General features: G+C 37.4%; 16 protein-coding genes and 1 tRNA gene. 15 read left to right on the top strand and 2 right to left on the bottom strand.

Translation table 11 applies throughout. The features are described 5' to 3' along the window. Positions 1-95 precede the first annotated feature (95 nt). Positions 96-542 carry an Hsp20/alpha crystallin family protein gene (locus tag FC84_RS04740; protein ID WP_057756248.1) on the top strand — a complete coding sequence of 149 codons (447 nt, stop codon included), beginning with the start codon at positions 96-98 and terminating at the stop codon, positions 540-542. A gap of 173 nt (positions 543-715) precedes the next feature. Beyond that, positions 716-1,612 (top strand): cation diffusion facilitator family transporter, encoded by an 897-nt coding sequence (locus tag FC84_RS04735; protein ID WP_057756245.1) that lies wholly within the window; start codon positions 716-718, stop codon positions 1,610-1,612. A gap of 25 nt (positions 1,613-1,637) precedes the next feature. Here FC84_RS04735 and FC84_RS04730 read toward each other — a convergent pair whose 3' ends face one another. Further along, positions 1,638-2,780 (bottom strand): cation:proton antiporter, encoded by a 1,143-nt coding sequence (locus tag FC84_RS04730; protein WP_057756242.1) that lies wholly within the window; start codon positions 2,778-2,780, stop codon positions 1,638-1,640. Positions 2,781-2,888: 108 nt separating this feature from the next. On the opposite strand from FC84_RS04730, the gene FC84_RS04725 reads away from it, so the two are divergent. The 6 genes from FC84_RS04725 (at position 2,889) to FC84_RS04700 (ending at position 11,591) form a co-directional block, all read left to right on the top strand. Continuing rightward, positions 2,889-3,707 carry an alpha/beta hydrolase gene (locus tag FC84_RS04725; RefSeq protein WP_057756239.1) on the top strand — a complete coding sequence of 273 codons (819 nt, stop codon included), beginning with the start codon at positions 2,889-2,891 and terminating at the stop codon, positions 3,705-3,707. A gap of 236 nt (positions 3,708-3,943) precedes the next feature. Next, on the top strand, positions 3,944-4,435 hold the full coding sequence (locus FC84_RS04720) for a PTS sugar transporter subunit IIA (RefSeq protein ID WP_057756236.1): 492 nt from the start codon (positions 3,944-3,946) through the stop codon (positions 4,433-4,435). Positions 4,436-4,459: 24 nt separating this feature from the next. After that, on the top strand, positions 4,460-5,311 hold the full coding sequence (locus tag FC84_RS04715; RefSeq protein WP_057756234.1) for a PRD domain-containing protein: 852 nt from the start codon (positions 4,460-4,462) through the stop codon (positions 5,309-5,311). 5 nt (positions 5,312-5,316) lie between these two features. Then, a complete protein-coding gene (locus tag FC84_RS04710) occupies positions 5,317-6,774 on the top strand; it encodes a PTS transporter subunit EIIC (RefSeq protein WP_057756231.1) in 1,458 nt (485 codons plus the stop codon). A 4-nt stretch (positions 6,775-6,778) separates the two neighbouring features. Beyond that, entirely contained in the window at positions 6,779-7,531 is a 753-nt protein-coding gene (locus FC84_RS04705; protein ID WP_057756228.1) for a ChbG/HpnK family deacetylase, read from the top strand. 535 nt (positions 7,532-8,066) lie between these two features. Next, positions 8,067-11,591 carry a YhgE/Pip family protein gene (locus FC84_RS04700; protein ID WP_057756225.1) on the top strand — a complete coding sequence of 1,175 codons (3,525 nt, stop codon included), beginning with the start codon at positions 8,067-8,069 and terminating at the stop codon, positions 11,589-11,591. Positions 11,592-11,751: 160 nt separating this feature from the next. Here the strand turns inward: FC84_RS04700 and FC84_RS04695 are convergent. Then, positions 11,752-11,824 (bottom strand) — tRNA-Lys (locus FC84_RS04695). Between the two features lie 194 nt (positions 11,825-12,018). On the opposite strand from FC84_RS04695, the gene FC84_RS04690 reads away from it, so the two are divergent. The 7 genes from FC84_RS04690 (at position 12,019) to FC84_RS04660 (ending at position 20,998) form a co-directional block, all read left to right on the top strand. After that, positions 12,019-13,188, top strand: a complete 1,170-nt coding sequence (locus tag FC84_RS04690; protein ID WP_057756222.1) for an iron-containing alcohol dehydrogenase — start codon at positions 12,019-12,021, stop codon at positions 13,186-13,188. 251 nt (positions 13,189-13,439) lie between these two features. Then, positions 13,440-14,147: a response regulator YycF gene (gene yycF / locus FC84_RS04685; RefSeq protein WP_057756218.1), complete on the top strand. Its 708-nt coding sequence runs from the start codon at positions 13,440-13,442 to the stop codon at positions 14,145-14,147. A gap of 167 nt (positions 14,148-14,314) precedes the next feature. Beyond that, the gene (gene walK / locus FC84_RS04680; protein WP_057756215.1) at positions 14,315-16,210 is read left to right on the top strand and encodes a cell wall metabolism sensor histidine kinase WalK; all 1,896 of its coding nucleotides are present in this window, start codon (positions 14,315-14,317) and stop codon (positions 16,208-16,210) included. Further along, positions 16,203-17,516 carry a YycH family regulatory protein gene (locus tag FC84_RS04675; protein ID WP_057756212.1) on the top strand — a complete coding sequence of 438 codons (1,314 nt, stop codon included), beginning with the start codon at positions 16,203-16,205 and terminating at the stop codon, positions 17,514-17,516. Before walK ends, FC84_RS04675 begins: the two co-directional genes overlap by 8 nt. Before the next feature lie 12 nt (positions 17,517-17,528). After that, complete coding sequence (locus FC84_RS04670; RefSeq protein ID WP_057756209.1) at positions 17,529-18,479, top strand: two-component system regulatory protein YycI; 951 nt, start codon at positions 17,529-17,531, stop codon at positions 18,477-18,479. 146 nt (positions 18,480-18,625) lie between these two features. After that, on the top strand, positions 18,626-19,438 hold the full coding sequence (locus FC84_RS04665) for an MBL fold metallo-hydrolase (RefSeq protein WP_057756206.1): 813 nt from the start codon (positions 18,626-18,628) through the stop codon (positions 19,436-19,438). Between the two features lie 228 nt (positions 19,439-19,666). Further along, positions 19,667-20,998, top strand: coding sequence for a S1C family serine protease (locus FC84_RS04660; protein WP_083479537.1), 1,332 nt, complete (start codon positions 19,667-19,669; stop codon positions 20,996-20,998). Positions 20,999-21,021: the final 23 nt, after the last annotated feature.

The raw sequence follows: 21,021 nt of genomic DNA, 5'->3' as shown, positions 1-21,021 counted from the left end.
ATTAGCACTCTTGTGATTAGAGTGCTAAATGTTTGAACTTCATAAAAAACGGCACTACAATGTATTTGTAAGTTAAAGAAAGGAAGTAAAGAATTATGGCAAATGAAATGATGAATCGTCGTAATGATTTATTTGGAGGTTTTGATGATCTATTTAATGACCATTTCTTTAGCAATCTAGGTCGTACATTTTATGGCTTGAGTGAATCCAACCAAGAATTGAAGACAGATATTAAAGAAACGGACCAAGATTATCAAGTTAATGTTGAATTACCGGGAATGAATAAGGATGACATTAAAGTAAGCTATGATCAAAATGTTTTGACAATTAGTGGTAAAAAAGACAGCTTTGCCGATCATGGTGATCAAGAAGGTAATACGATTATGAGCGAGCGGCGTTATGGACAATTTGTTCGTCAGTATCGTTTACCTAACATTGAAGCGGATAAAATTACAGGTAAATATGATCAAGGTGTTTTAAAGATTGTTTTACCAAAAGCCGAACCAACAAATAATGCCGATCATCACATTCAGATTGATTAAAACTTGTGATCAATTGTTGTAACAAATAAAAGCTCGCCGTAATTTTTTTACAGCGAGCTTTTTTATTGTTCTCTTAAAAAGTAATTGCCATTTAGTGAAAAAGGTGGCATAATATAGCTATCAATAACATATGAATAAATGTTCATATATAAATATGTGATGGAGGTTATATTATGGCGCATCAACATCAGACAACTAACGCCAGTAATAAAACTCAAGCTTTCAAAATTGGTGTCGGATTAAATTTAGCTTTTATTATTGTCGAAGCAATTGCGGGCTTCTCTGTTAGTTCTTTAGCATTATTAGCTGATGCCGGGCATAATTTAAGCGACGTTTTAGGCTTATTAATTTCTTGGTTAGCACTTTGGCTTTCACAAAAACAACCAACCAAGCAACGTACTTATGGCTATAAATCTTCTTCAATTTTAGCAGCCTTAGCAAATGCGGTAATTTTATTAATTGCTATTGGTGGAATCGCCGTTGAAGCAATTCAGCGCTTTGCCAATCCAGAACCTGTTTCTAGCTGGACAGTGATTATTGTTGCAGCCGTTGGTATTGTGATTAATGGGCTAACAGCAGTTCTTTTTGCTAAAGATCAAAAAGGTGATTTAAATATTCGCGGTGCTTTTTTGCATATGGCGGCTGACGCCGGCGTTTCTTTAGGTGTTGTCATTGCTGGGTTTATTAGTTTATTTACTGAATGGACTTGGCTTGATCCTGCTATCAGTTTATTAATAGCAATTGTAATTTTGATAAGTACGTGGGATTTATTACACAAGTCTATTAATTTAGCATTAAATGCCGTTCCTGAAGGATTAGATATTGATAGGATTAAGAAAGTTATTTTAGCAGATGAAACTGTCTCTGATGTACACGACTTGCATATTTGGGGAATGAGTACCACTGAAGTAGCAATGACCGTTCATGTGGTTAGAACAACGTTAGCTTATAATAACGAATTTATTGCTAAGATGAACAACGAGTTAAGCCGTGAATTTGGTATTTGTCATTTAACGATCCAGACTGAGCTAGGTAAGTGTTCACCAGAATTAACGGATGATAGTATTTAGTTTTTACTAAATAAAAAAGCAATCGTCATTTTTGACTGATTGCTTTTTTTAGTAGTAATGGTGATAACAACGTTGTGATAATAATGGCCATAATTACTGCGGAATAATGGGTAGCGGACATTAAATGGCTGGTCAGACCAATTTGGGCAACGATAAGGGCCATTTCACCACGCGAGACCATGCCGGTACCAACGATGAAAGAACTAGTCCAATCAAACCCTAAGAGTTTAACGGCGCCACCGCAACCGATAATTTTAGTAAGGACTGCAACGATAACGAGCGAAATAATAAAACCGAGTTGGCCTAAAAAGTTAGTAAAGGTCATGCTTAGACCAATATTCACAAAAAATAATGGCATGAATATACTATTGCCGATGCCTTCAATGGCAAGATTAATTTTATGACGATATTCGGTTTGACCAACAGCAACACCAGCAAAGAATGCACCAACAACATCGCTTAAACCGACAACTTCAGCTAAGTAAGCAAGACTGAAAGCAATAATCAAAGCTGTAATTACAGTCGCATATTGTACTTGCAGCATTGTCGTCACTCGAAAAATAATGGGTGTTATCCACTTAACCACAATTACGAGACCGATGAAGTACAGAACCTGTATTAATAATTGTTTGGTTAAAGAAACAAGATCAATTTGACCCTGACCGGCAAAAGACATCATGATACTTAAAACGATGACCGCTAAAATATCATCGACTACAGCAGCACCTAAAATAGTGCTGGCTTCGCGATTTTGAGTGAAGTTTAATTCTTTCATAACCACGACAGAGATGGAGACAGAAGTCGCTGCAAATACAACACCGAGAAAAATAGCGTGCAGTGGCACCATGCCAAAGTAAATGCCCAATGGCGCAATTAAAATAATTGGTAATACCATACCACAAAAGGCAGCCAGCATACTGGGTTTAAAATATTTACGTAATAAATCTAAATCACTCTCGCAACCAGCGGCAAACATTAGTAAAATAACACCGATTTCGGCCATTTGTTTAATGAAGTTGGTTGGACTGATCCAACTAAGTAAGGCGGGGCCAATTAAAATGCCAACGATTAATTCACCGAGTACTGCTGGAATCCCAATTCGATTGCTGATAAAACTAGCAACTAGTGTTGCAACTAAAATGATGGCGATTTGACCGATATATACCATTAGTACCTCCTTTTGACCAATTTACTTCTATTATAACAAATTGTGTTTTTATAAGCTGACTTCTGTCTTGCATGGTATGATATAGATGAGATTAGGAGAGTGATTATTGTGCAAATTATTCAAAAAAATTTAGAAACACCTTTGTCTAAAAGGGCTACAGTAACTGGTTATATTATTGATAATTCACCTGAAATAGATGAAAATAGAACTCGTCCAGCGATTGTTATCTGTCCTGGCGGCGGCTTTAATGTTGTTTCAGCTCGTGAGGGTGAGCCAATTGCAGTGCAAATGCTTGCACGTGGCTTTCAAGCTTTTGTTTTAGATTATAGTTTAGCTCCGGCACGTTTCCCAACGCAACTCTTAGAATTAGCTGAGGCTGTTAAAATTATTCGTCAACATGCCAATGAATGGCATGTTAACCCAGATCAAATTGTAGCCGCCGGTTTTTCAGCTGGTGGTCATATTGCCGCTGGCTTGGGCACGCTTTGGCATAGCGAATTATTTGAAGAGTACGGTTATAACGCCGCTGATATTAAACCAAATGGCTTATTGTTAGGTTATTCTGTTCTAACAGCCGGTAAATATGCTCATCGTGGTTCAATGGTGAACCTATTAGGCGATGATTTCAAGGATGAAAAGAAGCGTGCTTTTCAATCACTAGAAGATCATGTTGATGAAAAGACACCTAAGGCATTCATGTGGACGACTTTCACCGATCAAGCCGTACCAATGGAAAACACTTTGTTGTTTGCCGAAGCTTTGCGCCGTCACAACGTTGACTTCGAACTACACATCTTTCCAACCGGCAGTCATGGTTTGAGCTTAGGCAGTGAAGAATCTCAAAAGAAGGATAATCCGGCTAATGTTCAACCAGAGGTTCAAGTTTGGCCAGATCTGTTTGCAACCTGGGTTAAAAATCAAATTTAAGTTATTTAAAACATTGATTATTTTGTGTATTATAGAAAAGCTTGCCAATTTAGCAAGATATGTTAGAATGATGGTGTAAGCGATTTAAATTACTAAACTAAGGATTGTTACCCAAGGCTCTTTGGGGCATTACCTTTTTTCCTAATTAAGGGGAGGGGTGTATGCTCTGAAGGGCCTTTTTATTGTCTTAAATAAAACGTTAGTTATTCATTCATAATGGAGGGGAGCATCTAGTAATGTTTGGTCTTAAAAAGAAGAAAACAACGAAATTTGAGGTTGTAGCACCAATTAATGGTGAATGTATACCTTTGGACAAAGTTCCTGATCAAGTTTTTTCAACAAAAATGATGGGTGACGGGTTCGCCGTTATTCCTGAGGAAAATGCACACCAAGTTGTAGCGCCGATTACAGGAACTGTTGTCGCTTTACCGGATAGCAAACATGCGGTTGGAATTGCTGCTGATATTCAGGGAATCCAAGTATTGGTGCATATTGGCTTAGATACGGTAAAATTACAAGGCACAGGTTTTACACCGCAAGTAAAAATAGATCAAAAGATAACGGCGGGAACACCAATTGTCGCGTTTGACCCAAAGGTAATGCAAGATGCAGGGTTAAATATGACGACAATGGTGATTTTCACCGATGGTTATAAAGAATCGATCGATATTGGTAGCAAGGCGATGACCCAAGTCACGGCTGGTCAAGCGATCTTGAAACAAGCTTAATAATAGCGCAGAGGGGGAGCAATTGTGAAAGTCGTTAAAAAAATTAACAATAATGTGGCAGTTTGTCTAGATAACAATGGCGACGAATTAGTTGCTTTTGGTAAAGGAATTGGCTTTCCTAAAATGCCGTATGAACTCACTGATCTGAGTAAAATTTCCATGACTTTTTATAAACTAAACTTTCATTATTACCAATTATTAAAAGAAATTCCCGCTGAAATTTTTGAAATCAGTGCCACGATTGTTAATGAAGCACAACAATTAATCCCTCATGCGCTTAATCCTAATTTAGTCTTTACCTTGGCTGATCATATTCATTTTGCAATTACTCGGTTGAATGATTATGACGGGTTACAACTTCCTTTTTCTTACGATGTTGAACAACTTTACCCCGCTGAAACTAAAGTTGGCTATGATGCGGTCAAGATGATTAACAAACAACTAAAAATTAATTTGCCAACTTCTGAGGTGACGGCAATTGCGATGCACTTAGTTAATTCGCAATCGCCGGAAATAAGTTCGGCAGACACAGCAACTTTAAATAGTGATGATTTAATTGAACAAGCAACTAAGATTATTGAGCAACAATTTGATATTGTCATTAATCGCAAGTCGTTTACGTATAACCGTTTTACGATGCATGTTCGTTACTATATTAAGCGGGTGCAAGAACAAGAACAAATTACCGAAAATGATAATGAAGTTCTGTTTAACACTATGAAAGATGAAGAACCCCAAATTTATATTGGGGCTAAACGAATTGCCAATTATATCGATGATATTTTAAAAACTAAAAGTACTCAAGATGAGATTTTTTACTTAATGATTTATGTCAAACGAATTGTTAACCAGGAAACTGGACGTAAAAAGGAGTGAGCCTAATGACAAAAGAAGAACAATATACAGCAACTGCTAAAGAAATATTAGCTGAGGTTGGTGGTACAGCCAATATTTCTAATGTCGTTCATTGTATGACTCGTTTACGCTTTAACTTAAAAGATGAAAGTATCCCTAACGATAAAAAAGTAGCCAATATTAAGGGTGTTATTGGCGTTAATCGTGCTGGTGGTCAGTATCAAGTTATTATTGGTCAAACAGTAGCCAACGTTTATGACGCTTTAACGGCAGCTGGTGGTTTGGCGAAAAACGCAGCTGTTGACGAAGATTTAGATCCAGAATTAGTAAAGGAAAAAGAACCTTTTAGCTGGAAGAAATTAGGTTCAACAATTTTAAATAAAATTGCCGGTAGTTTAACACCATTAATTCCAGTTTTAATTGCGGCTTCCATGTTTAAAATGTTTGCAGCAATTTTAGGCCCAACAATGTTAAATGTTTTTGCAGCGTCAAGTGATACTTATAAGCTTTTAGAACTTGTTGGTAATGCTGGTTTTTATTTCTTCCCGATTTTTATTGGCTACACAGCTTCTAAACAATTTAAGACCAATCCAGTGGTTTCAATGTTTTTAGGTGCTATTCTATTAGATCCTAATCTAGTTAATATTGTTAAGGCTGGTAAGGCATTTTCAGTCTATGGTATTCCCATGACGCTAGTTGATTATGGCAGTACTGTTGTGCCAATTTTATTAGCTGTTTGGATTATGAGTTATGTGGAACCATTCTTCAAGAAGATTATTCCTAGTGCTTTAAGTACTATTTTTGTGCCAACATTGACAATTGCCGTGATGTTGCCATTGACCTTAACGATTCTTGGACCTGCTGGTTCATTTTTCGGTAAATATATTTCTGACGGTATTTTGGCCTTTGGTAAAATGGGCGGTATTTGGGCAATTCTCGGTGTTGCTTTAATTGGTGCACTTTGGGAAATTTTGGTTATGACCGGTATGCATTTAATTATGATTGCTACAATGATTACGATTTTCGCTCAAGCAGGCCACGAAAACTTTGTTGATCTAGGCGCCATTGCGGCTAGTTTCGCTGTTGCTGGTATGTGTCTTGGCGCAGCGCTACGCTTAAAGGATAAAGATGAAAAAGCATTAGCATGGGGCTATTTACTAGCTGGGCTAATTGGTGGCGTTACTGAGCCGGGGCTCTATGGGATTGCGATTCGTTACAAGCGACCATTTATCGGAATGATGATTGGCGGTTTCTTAGGTGGTTTATATGCTGGTTTAACTCACGTAACAGCTTATGTATTAGTACCAGTAGCTAATTTCTTAGCTTTAACTGGTTATGTTGGTGGTTCAACCATGAATCTGGTTAACGGAATTTTATCTGGTGTGATCGCGTTTGTCGGTGCGGCGGTAGCAACTTATTTAATTGGTGTCACTAAAAAAGATACAGCTGTTGATGCAGCTGATTTCAAATTAGTGGAGGCCTAAGTTTATGACTAAAAAAATGATTGTTCGTGCAGATGATTTGGGTTATTCAGAGGCTGTTAACTTAGGGATTGCCAAGACAGTTCATGAAGGTTTAATTAACAATGTTGGCTTTATGGTTAATATGCCCACCTCACAAGCTGGCTATGACTTGATTAAAGATGCGGATATCGACCTAGGGTTACACGTTGTAATTTGCCAGGGTCGCCCGTTAACGGATGCAACTAAAATTCCTAGTATTACTGCAGAAAATGGTGAATTTAAAGCGTCCAAAGTCTATCGAACTGCTAAAAATGATTTCGTTAATTTAGACGAAGTTGTCCTTGAAATCGAAGCACAATATCAACGTTTTGTTGAGATTGTCGGCCGTAAACCAGATTATTTTGAAAGTCATGCTGTTGTCAGTGATAACTTAATTAAAGGGCTACAAATTGTTGCAGATCGTCATCAATTAAACTTTTTAAAGTTCTTATGGGACGACCAGCCGATTACCTTACACGGTAAGAAATTGTACATGTATATGGAGAGTATGGGTGATAATTACGACCCGTATCAGACGCTAAAAAAGGCTGCGTCAGCTGAATATGATGATGGCTATGCTATGATGGTTAATCATCCGGGTTATTTAGATTGGTACATTCTAACGCACTCTAGTTTGACTGTACCGCGTACACATGAAGTGGCTATGCTAACTGATCCTAAAATGAAACAATGGTTACTAGAACACGAGATTGAATTAATTCGCTATTCACAAATTTAATTAACAAAAAGACCTGGTTATTTCTTTTAACCAGGTCTTTTTTGTTATAAATTATTCTAAAAACCAATCTTAAAATAAAAAACGAACTATCTTAGAAAAAACATTAGTTATTGTTAGAACAAAAGATAAAGTAAAACAATCGATATAATAAACAGACAGCAGTTATCAGGTTTTCAATACTAGATGAAATAAGATGACATAGTAAGTAGTTTTTGATGTATTTCTAGATAAAAAAGTTTAAAAATGGAGGTTTTCTAGGTATTGTTCTATAAAGTTTAATTGTTTAAAAATAGCATTAAACAAGCGCTATATCTGCGTTTAATATTCAAAAAATAATACATTTTATTATTTTTAGCGTTTTGCTTTCATGACATAAAAATTATCTAATTAATAATTTTAGTTATCTTAATTAATTGTCTTGACCTTTAAAAAAAGCTGACTATAATTCTAAACATGTCTTAAATCGCAGCTCGTTGAATGTACGGAATTTAAAAAATAAAATTTCATTCGACAGATTTAAGATCGGGGGAAGGACGTGTTTATTATTTTTAAAAGTCGAGGCGTTAAAATTGCTGCAATAATTTTAGGTGTAACTTTGCCGGTTGTAGCAGTCCTATTATTTTTACAGTCTGTGTGGAATCCATTTGGTCACACAAGTAAATTGCCAATTGCGGTTGTTAATCGTGATCAGGCGGTTAAATATCAAGGCAAAAAGATGGCGGTCGGACAACAAATGATCGCACAATTAAAAAAGAATCATGGTATGCAATGGCATTTTGTTAGTGCACAAAAGGCTCAAGAAGGATTAAAAGAGAATAAGTATTACGCCGTTGTTGAAATTCCAGAAAACTTTTCTAAGAATGCAACAACTGTCACTGCTAAAAGTCCTAAAAAAATGAATCTGACTTATAAAACAAATGACTCAATGAATTATATTGCCGGCGTTATGAGTAGTGTGGCAGTTGATCAAGTCAACACACAAGTGCGTTCAGCTGTAACGAAGAGTTACGCATTAGCACTCTTTTCACAAATTAAAACTAGTGGGGCTGGTTTTCAAAAGGCCGCTGATGGTGCCACACAACTTAAAGATGGAACTGTAACACTTCAGTCTGGTATGAAACAATATACAACTGGTGTTAAAACGCTGAAAAACGGTATGGTTCAATTGGATACAAGCGTTCAACCACTGCCAGATGGTGTTAAAAAGTTAGCAATTGGTGGGCAACAATTAAGCGCTGGTTTAAATCAATTAAATGATAAAAGTACGACATTGGTAAATGGTGTTAATCAATTAGCAGATGGTTCTAACCAATTGAATAATGGGTTACAAACTTTAAATAGTAAAACCGGTACTTTAAAAGATGGTGTTGGTAAATTAACAGATGGCTCTGTTCAAATTAGCGATGGTCTAAGTCAGTTAGATAGTAAAAAAGGAGAACTTGCCTTAGGCGTCGTTAAATTAACTAATGGGGCTAAAGCATTAGTTACAGGGACGGTTACGTACACTAATGGTGTTTATCAAGTTAACACGGGATTACAAACGTTAAATTCCAAAACTGGGGCTTTAGCTAATGGTGTGAGCCAGTTGCAAAGTGGCTCGGATCAACTATTACCAGGTTGGCGTCAATATACAAGCGGCGTTACGCAGTTAGATGATGGTTTGCAAAAGTTAAATGGTCAAAAAGGAACTTTAGCAGACGGTGTAAGCCAGTTAGTTAATGGCTCAAATCAGTTATTGCCAGGTTGGCAACAATATACAGCCGGTGTTAGCAAACTAAATGCAGGGGCAACTACTTTAGCCGATGGGGTTAAAGAAGACGATCTAGTTGGTGGCACGGCGTCATTAAATGACGGTATCAAGCAATTACAAGAGAGTTTAAGTAGTTTGCCAAGTAGCATGACTCAAATGAACACAGCGCTTAATACTGTTAATGATAACGTGGTAGCTGCTGCACAAGCAGTTAAAGACGCACAAACACATGCTGCAACATCAACAAGTACTGCAGCGTTAAACAAGTCATTGGATCAATTATCAGCTTCAGTTAAAGCTTTACCAACTAATACTTCGACAACAACTAATACACAACTAAAAGAAGCTGTTGCCAAGTTACAAGTAGATATTGCCAATACTAATAACTCAACAGCAACGGTGAATAACGGCGATACAGATGCTGAAATTGCTGCTAAAATTGATCAAGTTAGTCAAGCACAAGGACTAACAGCTGAACAAACTGCGGCTATGAAAAGTGCATTAAAAGGTGCTGGTGGTAGTCAAATAACGAACACAACAACCAGCGGCGCTAATAACGCAGCTGTTAAGGCAGATTTGGCTAAACTGGCTGAGTTAAGTAATCAACCAGCGCCAACAGCTAACTCAATTTCTGCAACGACGGTTGCTAACTTGCAAGCTGAACTTGCAACTGCTAAGCAACAAGTACAAGCAATTTCAAATAGCGATTTGACCGCAGATTTGAAGACAGCAAATACTAAGTTATCAACTAGCAAACTGTTCTTGACTATTATTTTAAGTAAATTAAAAACCCAAATGGGTGAATTGACTGGCGCTAATGGTGGTACTTCATTAACGGACGGCTTGGCTCAATTAGTCACTGGCTCAAGTTCATTAGCTGAAAAAGCGCCAAAATTGGCTGCAGGTATTAATGAATTAGCTGCTGGTACAGCCCAATTAAGTGCTAATACAGACACTCTCATTGATGGTGAAACAAAAGTTAATACAGGTTTAGGTCAGTTAAATGGCAATATACCTGCGTTGGTTAGTGGTGTTACTCAATTGTCAGATGGTTCAGCACAATTAAGAGCAAATAATAACACATTAATTAACGGCCAAAGTCAATTAGCTTCAGGATTAACTCAGCTTAACCAACAAGTTCCAACTTTAGTGAGTGGTGTTCAGCAATTAGCTGCAGGTTCGCAACAACTTAACGCTAATTCCAGTGCATTAAATAGTGGTACTTCCCAACTAAGTTCAGGTTTAGGTCAACTTAATCAACAAGTGCCGATTTTAACGAATGCTATTGGTATGTTGAACTTAGGCGCTCAACAAGAAAAAGTTGGCATGCAAAGTTTAAATGGTCAAGTGCCAACCTTAGTGAGTGGTGTTAGCCAATTGGCAAATGGTTCAGGCCAACTAAACACAGGGTTGCAAACACTACAAGCAAGTACACCAGCATTAAAATCAGGTGTTAGCCAATTAGCTACTGGTGGCAATCAATTAAGCAGTGGCCTCAATACATTAAATAGCTCAACCGGTGCACTTATTAGTGGTGCCGATCAATTAACGGCTGGTGCAACTAAGTTAGATGCTAATTCAGCTGCCTTAAATAACGGTGTTAGTCAGTTGAAAGATGGCGATCAAACATTAGCAACATCATTACAAGGTGGTGCCGATCAAGTTGCTGCCACACCATTGAATAGTAAAATGGCTCAAATGTTTGCGACACCAACTAAGATTAGTCATGATGAACCAAACTATGTACCAAACTTTGGTTTTGCAATGGCACCATTTGCTATTTCACTCTTAACATTATTAGGTGTCACGGCTATTGTAATGGCAATGGCACACTTAACTGGCTTAAAGACTACTCGTTCAATTTATCAAACGGTTGGTTTAGCAATATTACAAGGTGCGGTTACAACCGGCGTCATTATTTTAATCTTGAAGCAAATTGACCATCCAATTCAATTCGTTACATTAGGAATAACACTTTCAGTTGTCACGGCATTAATTGAAACAGTATTGTTCAAATATATGCGTTATTGGGCATTCTTACTTGCCAGTGGTATTCTCGGAGTTTCTGTCTTCTTTGCTAATGATATTTACCCTGCAGAAACAATTAATTCAATTAGTAGTTTCTTGGGATTATTCTCACCGGTTCACTACACGAACTTAGCACTGAGACAGACAATTACTGGTGGTATTGCGATTAATGTTAATGCTGTTCTGATGTTATTATTCTTAGGGATTGCGTTATTAATATTCTGGCTAATCTTCTTAATGGGAAGTGCCAAACGTCAAGCAACCACAAAACATGCAGCATAGTTAAGGGCTATGATAAAAAGTAATTAAAAAGAACATGAGCTTCCACATTCTCAATGAAATGAGAAAGGAAGTTCATGTTCTTTTTTGATATTTAAGGCAACAAAAAAACCAGCAACCACGGCGATTTAACGCTGCATGATTACTGGTTAATGTCATTTGATGGGTGGTCAGGGGATCGAACCCTGGACCCACGGATTAAGAGTCCGTTGCTCTGCCAGCTGAGCTAACCACCCATATGAACTTGACGACTTAAATATATTATCACAGGAAACGCGGACCCGCAACCCTTCATCGTAAAAAAATTGAAATTTCATATTTTTTTGGCAGAGTTGTCTAAAATTTTGACAAAATGTAAGGGTTGTCAATGTTGCTTTTATTAACGTTGACTTATAATCGAGTTATCCTATAAAGCTAGTGAGGAAAAAATATGAAGACAAATTTTGATTTCTTATCACCAAGTGTTAACTTCTTTGGCCCTGGTGTCATTGAAAAGATTGGTGAACGTGCCAAAATGTTAAATATGAATCATCCTTTAATTGTGACGGATAAATTTCTAGAAGGTGTTGTAGATGGCCCAGTTGCTCAAACCTTAGCATCTTTAGATAAAGCTGGCGTTACTTATACAATCTATGATGGTGTTGAACCTAACCCTAAAATTCATAATATTCAGACAGCTAAAGAGTTATATTTAGCTGAAAATTGCGACAGTATCATTACTGTTGGTGGTGGTTCTGCTCATGATACAGGTAAAGGAACGGGAATTATCTTAACCAACGGCGAGGATATCACACAACTTGCCGGAATTGAAACTTTGAAAAATCCACTACCACCATTAATGGCAGTTAATACAACAGCCGGTACTGGTTCAGAATTAACACGTCACTGTGTAATTACGAACCAAGAAACCCATTTGAAGTTTGTGGTTGTTTCGTGGCGCAATATCCCACTAGTATCATTTAATGATCCGCTACTAATGCTTGATGTTCCTGCTAAATTAACGGCAGCAACGGGTATGGATGCTTTTGTTCAAGCGATTGAACCATATGTGTCAACTAACCGTAACGAGTTAACGGATGGTATGTGTATTCAAGCCATTAAGTTAATTGAGGGTAGTTTACGTGAAGCCGTTGCTAACGGTCATAATGTTGAAGCGCGGACTAAGATGGTTGAAGCAGAAATGTTAGCTGGTATGGCCTTTAATAACGCTGATTTAGGTTATGTTCATGCAATGGCTCACCAATTAGGTGGTCAATATGATGCACCTCATGGTGTTTGCTGTGCTTTATTATTACCAATTGTCGAGAAATACAATATCATTGCTGCACCAGAACGTTTTGCTGAATTAGCTGAGATTATGGGCGAAAATACGGAAGGTCTTTCTACTCGTGATGCCGCTGAATTAGCCATTAAAGCGATGCGCCAAATGGCAGATGATGTTGGTATTCCACGCAGCATCAAAGATATCGGTGCTAAACCAGAAGATTTCCCATTGATGGCCGAAAATGCTTTGAAAGATGGAAATGCTTTCTCAAATCCACGCAAGGGAACCAAAGAAGAGTTAATTCAGTTATTCCAAGAAGCTTACGATCAAGAATAGTCAATTTAGAAAATGAAAATTTTGAAAAAACGGGTAATTATCTGTAGAGGGCATGAAAACATGCGTTTTAACGGTAATTATACCGTTTTTTTGTGACTACCTTTTTGTCGTAAAAGTATTTTTAGTAATCATCTAATTTTTAATTTTGAAAATTTTCATGTGTCAAAAGTGGGACGTTGCAATGAAGTTTTGTGCTTTTGGCATAAAATTAGTATAATAGGAGTAGCGTTTCCTAAGGAGGAACCATATAGATGGCAAAGAAAATTTTAGTTGTTGACGATGAGAAGCCTATTTCTGATATTGTCAAGTTTTCTTTAACCAAAGAAGGCTACGATGTTTCTGTAGCTTATGATGGTGAAGAGGCCTTAAAGAAAGTAGAAGAAGAAAATCCTGATTTAATTCTATTAGATTTAATGTTACCTAAAGTAGATGGATTAGAAGTTGCGCGTGAAGTGCGGAAGACACACGACATGCCAATTATTATGGTAACAGCTAAAGATTCTGAAATTGATAAGGTGATTGGTTTGGAATTGGGCGCCGATGATTATGTCACAAAGCCCTTCTCTAATCGTGAATTAGTAGCGCGGGTCAAAGCTAATTTACGTCGGCAAGCGACAGCAGTTGCTGATGCGGATGAAAATGCGCATCATGAAATTGATATTGGTGATTTAACGATTTATCCAGATGCTTATGACGTAGCTAAACGTGGTGAAAAAATTGAATTAACGCATCGCGAGTTTGAGTTGTTGCATTATTTGGCCAAGCATTTGGGCCAGGTTATGACACGGGAACATTTGCTGCAAACGGTTTGGGGTTATGATTATTTCGGTGATGTGCGCACAGTAGATGTTACTATTCGACGCTTACGTGAAAAAATCGAAGATGATCCTAGTCATCCTAAATGGATTGTTACTCGACGTGGTGTGGGCTACTTCTTAAAGAATCCAGATAACGAATAATAATTAGAGAGCTAAAATAATTAGGGGTAAGCAAGCTCAGCAGTTGGAATCTAGTTAAAGGCTTCTAACTGAGCATGCCGAGAGCGTGGTGACACGTGCTAATTGTTTTAGCTTTTTTCATTAGAGGTAAGGAAGTGAAGGCGCGCAAACTATGCGTGACTTGTGGAATGAACGGAAAAATTAAACCATTTCAATCAATTCATTTTAAAATTGCAATTGTTTTTGTATTGTTGCTATTAGTCACCATTGAAATTATTGGGGCTTATTTTGTTAAACAATTGGAACAACAAAATATTACTAACTTCGAGAACTTAGTAACTGTCCAACCTTATATTACAACGCAACTTGCAACAGAATTAGCCGATGAAGATACGGAAGCTGCTAATCGAAATATTAAAAATATCGTTGCTGATGTGGATAATTCTTCGATTTCAGAAGTATTAGTTGTTGATAATAAAGGAATCGTTCGCGGCACAAGTAATGCTAATGATCAAGCAAGTCTTGGTCAGCGGACACCGCGCTCGGATATTAAGAGCGTCATTTATTCTAATCACAAAAAAACTGAAATCACTTCAACTTCTGAAGGTAGCTACTATACGGCAATATCGCCGTTGACTAATCAAAGTACTGATGCCAATCAAGTCGTTGGGGCAATTTATGTACATGCTAGCATGGATAGTGTTTATCGTAATATTAATCAAGTCACCGTTATTTTTTTAACGGCTTCTTTAGTAGCCGGTTTGTTGGGAATGGTCATTGCAATTTTTATTGCGCGCGCCATTACTCAACCGATTGATGAAATGAAAAAACAAGCGATTCGGATTGCTGATGGTGATTATTCCGGACAAGTTCGAGTTTATGGCCATGATGAATTGGGACAGTTAGCTTTAGCGGTTAATAACTTATCGATCCGTGTTGAAGAAGCGCAAGAAGTCTCAGATGCAGAAAGACGTCGATTGGATTCTGTCTTGAGTCATATGACGGACGGCGTTATTGCGACCGATCGTCGGGGCAATGTGACGATCGTTAATGAAGCTGCACAAGCTTTCTTAAATATTACAATTGATGAAACCATTGGTGAATCGATTTTAAATGTGTTAGGAATTGAAAACGAATATTCTTTACGGGATCTATTAGAGAACAAACGTGATATGGTGATCGAACCTAGCAAGCGGTCAACAGGTGCTGCAGACAAAGTGGTCCAACCTTTACCATTAAATGATCAAAATTTGATTTTAAAAGTTGATTTCTCTTTGATCCAACGTGAAACTGGCTTTATCTCTGGTATTGTTTGCGTATTGCATGATGTAACGGAACAAGAGAAGAATGAGCGCGAACGCCGCGAATTCGTTTCTAATGTTTCTCACGAGTTAAGAACGCCTTTAACAAGTGTTCGTAGTTATATTGAGGCCTTAAGTGACGGTGCTTGGAAAGACGAAAAATTAGCACCGCAGTTTTTAAACGTCACGCAAGAAGAAACGGATCGAATGATTCGGATGATTAATGAATTGTTGGCTTTATCAAGAATGGATCAAGGTACAGCCAAAATGGATCTAGAGTACGTTAATCTCAATGAATTCTTCAGTTATATTCTTGATCGTTTCGACATGATGCTAAAGACTGAACAGCCAGATTCTCAGCAAAAGCGTTATTCGATTAAACGGGAAATTGAAAAAAAAGACCTGTGGGTAGAAATTGATACCGATAAAATGATGCAAGTCATTGATAATATCATGAATAATGCTATTAAATACTCACCAGATGGCGGTGTCATCACTGCGCGGTTAATTGAAGCACAAGAAAACGTAGTGCTAAGCATTAGCGACCAAGGTTTAGGTATTCCTCGTAAAGATATTTCCAAAGTGTTTGATCGCTTTTATCGTGTTGATAAAGCTCGCTCACGTAAACAAGGTGGTACTGGCTTAGGTTTAGCCATTTCTAAAGAAGTCGTTGAAGCGCATCACGGCCGCATTTGGGTTGATAGTGCCGAAGGACGTGGTTCAACCTTCTATATTTCATTACCTTATCAACCTTATGAAGAAGGAGATGAGTGGGATGCGTAGAAATAATCTTTTCGTACGATTACTGTTAATTATTGCTGTTGTGATTAGTTTGGTACTTTCTTTTTTGATTTGGACGAATAATCAGCGTTATGAACGCAAAACGGATACGGAAACAACGACCAAGCGAGAAGAAACAACGTCAGAACAAGGTAACTTTGAGCAAGTTTATTTACCCACTCAGATCATTAACGTTACCAAAAACAAACAGCACCATTTAATCTATGATCATCAGGTGAGTTTGGCTACGGAACTGCGCGATACAATGAAGGAGTGGCATTTCGGACTGGCACGTAATAGTCATCAGAATTATGCTGATCTAATTAACTCACCTCAAACTTTACAATTAGGCTATCACGATTTCATTTCGTTAAAGTTATTTGGTAAGGTTGAATCGCAATCTGTTTTGCAAAAGGCGACCCGTGATCGGAAATTTACGCGAATTATTTTTTCAACGGATGCTAAGTTAAAAACTGTTTATTTCATTAATGACACCACTAAGCAGATTTGGCAAAGTAAAGTTAGTAACGCCAAGTCTAGTCAAATCGCTAAATTAATTAAGGCTGCTGATTTTTCAACAACAATTCGCCAAAAATATTTAAATGGTAAACTGCGAACTTTTTATGATGAATCCGTGTCACTAACGCCTTATAGCTACTTAATTAATCGGCGTAATGAAAATACTTATATTTCAGCGTTATTAAGTGATAGTTCAAATTCCGCAGTGGATACGCGCGAATCTGGTGGCAAGACAATTTATTACGGTGGAAGTTATCGTAACCGTCAATTAACCGTTGATCATCGGCGCGATCAATTGAAGTTTGTTGATAATACGACGACGGATTTGCCGGAGTCTTTAAAAGCATTATTGGAAAAAGGTTTTACAGCGATTAATGATGTTGATAATCCTTTAACGGATGTACGGTATTTTGGGTCTGATGAAAATGATCACACGGTCTCATACCGAAGCTATGTTGAAGGTTTTCCTATTTTTCAACAAAGTGATTTTGGTGCTTTTGAAGTTAACTTTAATCATACGGGTAGTACGATTAACTTTTCTAGTCGGACATTGCAAGTACCTGTGCCCTCAAAGAGTGACAAAGTTGTTTTACCTGCAACGCTAGATATGATTAATCAACTGATTAATGTTGGTTATACTGAAAAGCAAATTAAAGATTTTGCGATTGGCTATCGTTGGGTACCTGACACAGATGAGACAGATATTGTTGATTTAAAACCGACATATTATGTCAAAATCAATAATCGTTGGCGTGATTATCAAGATTGGTTAGCAGATAAAACTGAGTAGGAGGTGAACTAGATGGATTTTCGGCGCATTGAATGGATTTTTTTAATCGTTTTTATTGGCTTAGACATTTTCTTAGGCTTTTCGTATATGCAAAATAATAGCAAAATTGTTTTTTCTGATGACCAAGTCACTGCAACCAGCAGCACGATTTTGCGGGATATGCGTGATGATAACATCACTGTCGGTTCACTTTCTACTAAACAAGGTGAAGGCTATTATCTTTCAAGCCAAGTAACAGATCCGTTGGGTTCACATCTTGATGAACTCAGTAATCAAACCTATGCTTACAATCGGACAACGCATACTTTACGAAGTGAATTCGGCATTCAGATTCTGTTATCGAAGAAAAAGGCTGTTGCAGATCTCGAAAAATATCTTAAGACCGGTCAAAATATTATTTTTGGTGATCAATATGAGTACTCTGCAGGGTTATCTTCTAGCGATAGTATGGTTTTTGTTCAAAAAACGAAGTATGGCTCAATTATTGATGCTCAAGGAGAATTAATCTTCAAGCTAGATGACGATGAAGTGATCAGTTATACCCAAACGTATGTTGGTGACTTAACTGTCTTAAGAGAAAAACAAGCAACCATTAGTGCTAACGATGCTGTTCAATTACTTTATATATCCAGTGAAATTCCAGAAAATTCAAAAATTGTTTGGTGTAAACTAGGCTATTCTGAATTGATTAGTGTTCGAGGTAGTGTTATTTTTGTGCCGGTTTGGAATGTTATGGTTCAACATAAGGGCACCAAGAATGAATCACTTAAAAAGGTGAATGCGTTAAATAGTACGATCATTAAAAATCAAAGTACTGGCAGTTCATCATCATCAAGATCAACTTCTACATCAACAGACACCAATTCTTCTGAAACTAGCATAACATCGGCTAGTGTTGATAGTAGTTCGCTACTTAATTCAACCCAGACCAATGTTGCGGCAACTACACCAGCAACAAATTAATTTGTATTTAGGCAACATAAGTAAATTAAGGCTAAGTTGCAGCTTAGCCTTAATTTTTTAGTTTTAAAACTTAGCAATCGCATCTTTAGTTAGTTCGTGCTAAGCTATCAATGGTTTACTTTTTCAGTGAAGGGGAGCTTTATAAGATGACTTTGGAACAAAGTCAGGGAATGTTTGTTAGTGTTTTAGCCAGCAGTAGCTCTGGCAACGCAACTTATATCGAAACACCAAAGCAAAAAGTGTTAGTGGATGCTGGCTTATCTGGTAAAAAACTAGCCGAATTAATGAGTAGTATTAATCGAGATTTAAATGATGTGGATGCGTTATTTGTTACGCATGAGCATTCTGACCATATTCATGGTGTCGGCGTTTTAGCGCGGCGTTATCACCTAGATGTATATGCCAACGAGGGGACCTGGCAAGCCATGGCACCTAAAATTGGTAAGGTGGCTTTAGAACAACAACATATCTTTAAAATGGGAACAATAATGACGTTAGGTGATCTTGATATTGAAAGCTTTGGCGTTTCTCATGATGCCGCTGAACCACAATTTTACCAATTTCATCATGAAGATAAAGCATTTGCGATTCTAACTGATACAGGTTATGTTTCTGATCGAGTTGCAGGTACTATTAAAGATGCAGATGGTTACTTAATGGAATGTAACCATGATTTAAATATGTTACGTAATGGTCTGTATCCTTGGTCACTTAAGCAAAGAATTCTTAGTGATCGCGGTCATTTATCTAATGATGACGGGGCAGAAACGTTAATGGAAGTCTTAGGTCAAAGAACTAAACACGTCTTTCTTGGGCATTTGAGTCAAGAAAACAACTTTAAAGATTTGGCTCATGCAACAGTCACGGAAACTTTACGTAATCATGATTATGGTGTGGGTCATGATTTTAAGATTATCGATACTGATCCGGCAATTGCTGATCCATTGATTAAAATTTAATAGGCTTTTTTGAGGCTACTATTTATGATTTGATTTATCATTTAACTATGAACTAATCTGTTTTGTTTAAAAGTATTGCTAATCATGTTATTTTTAAGTTACGAAAAATAACATGATTAGTTTACGGTTTAGCAAAAGTTAGTTCATAGTTTTTTCATATTTGCCCAGTATGATAAGGTTAACGAATGGATAAGTTTATATCATGATTGTAAAGGAGATGTATCAGGAATGGATGAACAACACAATGTCAACCCAAACAATATTGATCCTAATCAAAATAACGGTAATAAGCATCGCGATAAGAAAGGTGCCTCTTTATGGCAAATTGCGATTGTCGCAGTTGTTTCTGCTTTAATCGGCGGCGGGATTGCCTTTGCCGGCTTTGAAATGGTTGGTAAAAATCAAGCAAATTCTTCTGATAATGCTACAACTTCAAGTACTGCAGGTACTGCTAAGGTTAGTAATGTCTCAGTTAAGACCAGTAGCGCCATGACCAAGGCCTTTAATAAAGTTGAAGGTGCGGTTGTTTCGGTTATTAATCAGCAAAAAGAAAGTCAAAATTCAGAAGATCCTTTTGCTAGTTTATTCGGTAACAGTGCTGAAAGTAATAATTCTTCAAGCGATAGTTCAGAATTAGAAACAGTCAGTGAAGGTTCTGGTGTGATTTATAAAAAGGCGGATGGCAAGGCCTATATTGTGACCAATAATCACGTTGTTTCTGGCTCTGATCAAATTGAAGTCATTTTAGCTGATGGGACGAAATTAACAGCCAAAATTGTCGGTACAGATGCAACAACTGACTTAGCTGTTTTATCTATTAGTTCTGATAAAGTAACCGCTGTTGCTACGTTTGGTAACTCTTCAACGATTACAACTGGCGAACCAGTGATTGCAATTGGTTCACCTTTAGGTAGTGATTATGCAACATCAGTTACTCAGGGGATTGTTTCTGCGAAATCACGGACTATTGATGTTACCGATGAGGATTCAAATCAGGTAACAGGACAGGCAACGGTTATCCAGACTGATGCTGCTATTAACCCAGGCAACTCTGGGGGTCCACTTGTTAATAGTTCTGGTCAAGTTATTGGGATTAATTCTAGTAAATTAGCATCAAGCTCAGATGGGACTTCAGTTGAGGGAATGGGCTTTGCTATTCCAAGTAATGAAGTTGTTTCAATTACGAATCAATTAGTGGCAAACGGTAAAGTTTCTCGTCCAGCTTTAGGCGTTTCAATTGTTGATTTAGCTAATGTTACTGCTGATGCCCAAAAAGAAACATTGAAATTACCATCTTCAGTGACAAGTGGTGTGGTAGTTGCTTCTGTTAATGCTGGTTCACCAGCTAAAAATGCCGGTTTGAAGAAATACGATACAATTGTTGAAGTTGACGGTAAGAAAGTTGATAGTATCGCAGCAATTCATACGATTATCTATGCTCATAAGTTAGGTGATCAGGTAAAAGTGAAATATTATCGTGATGGTACTGCTCATACAACAACGGTTACTTTAGATCAAGAAGCCAAGAGTAGCTCCTCAAGCACAAGTAGTCAAAATTAAATCAATATTCAAAAAAGCGTTGA

Source organism: Lapidilactobacillus dextrinicus DSM 20335 (genome assembly GCF_001436095.1).
GTDB classification, from domain to species: Bacteria; Bacillota; Bacilli; order Lactobacillales; family Lactobacillaceae; genus Lapidilactobacillus; species Lapidilactobacillus dextrinicus.
Note: the sequence above shows the minus strand (reverse complement) of the source record. Positions and strands in the feature narration are given on the sequence as shown.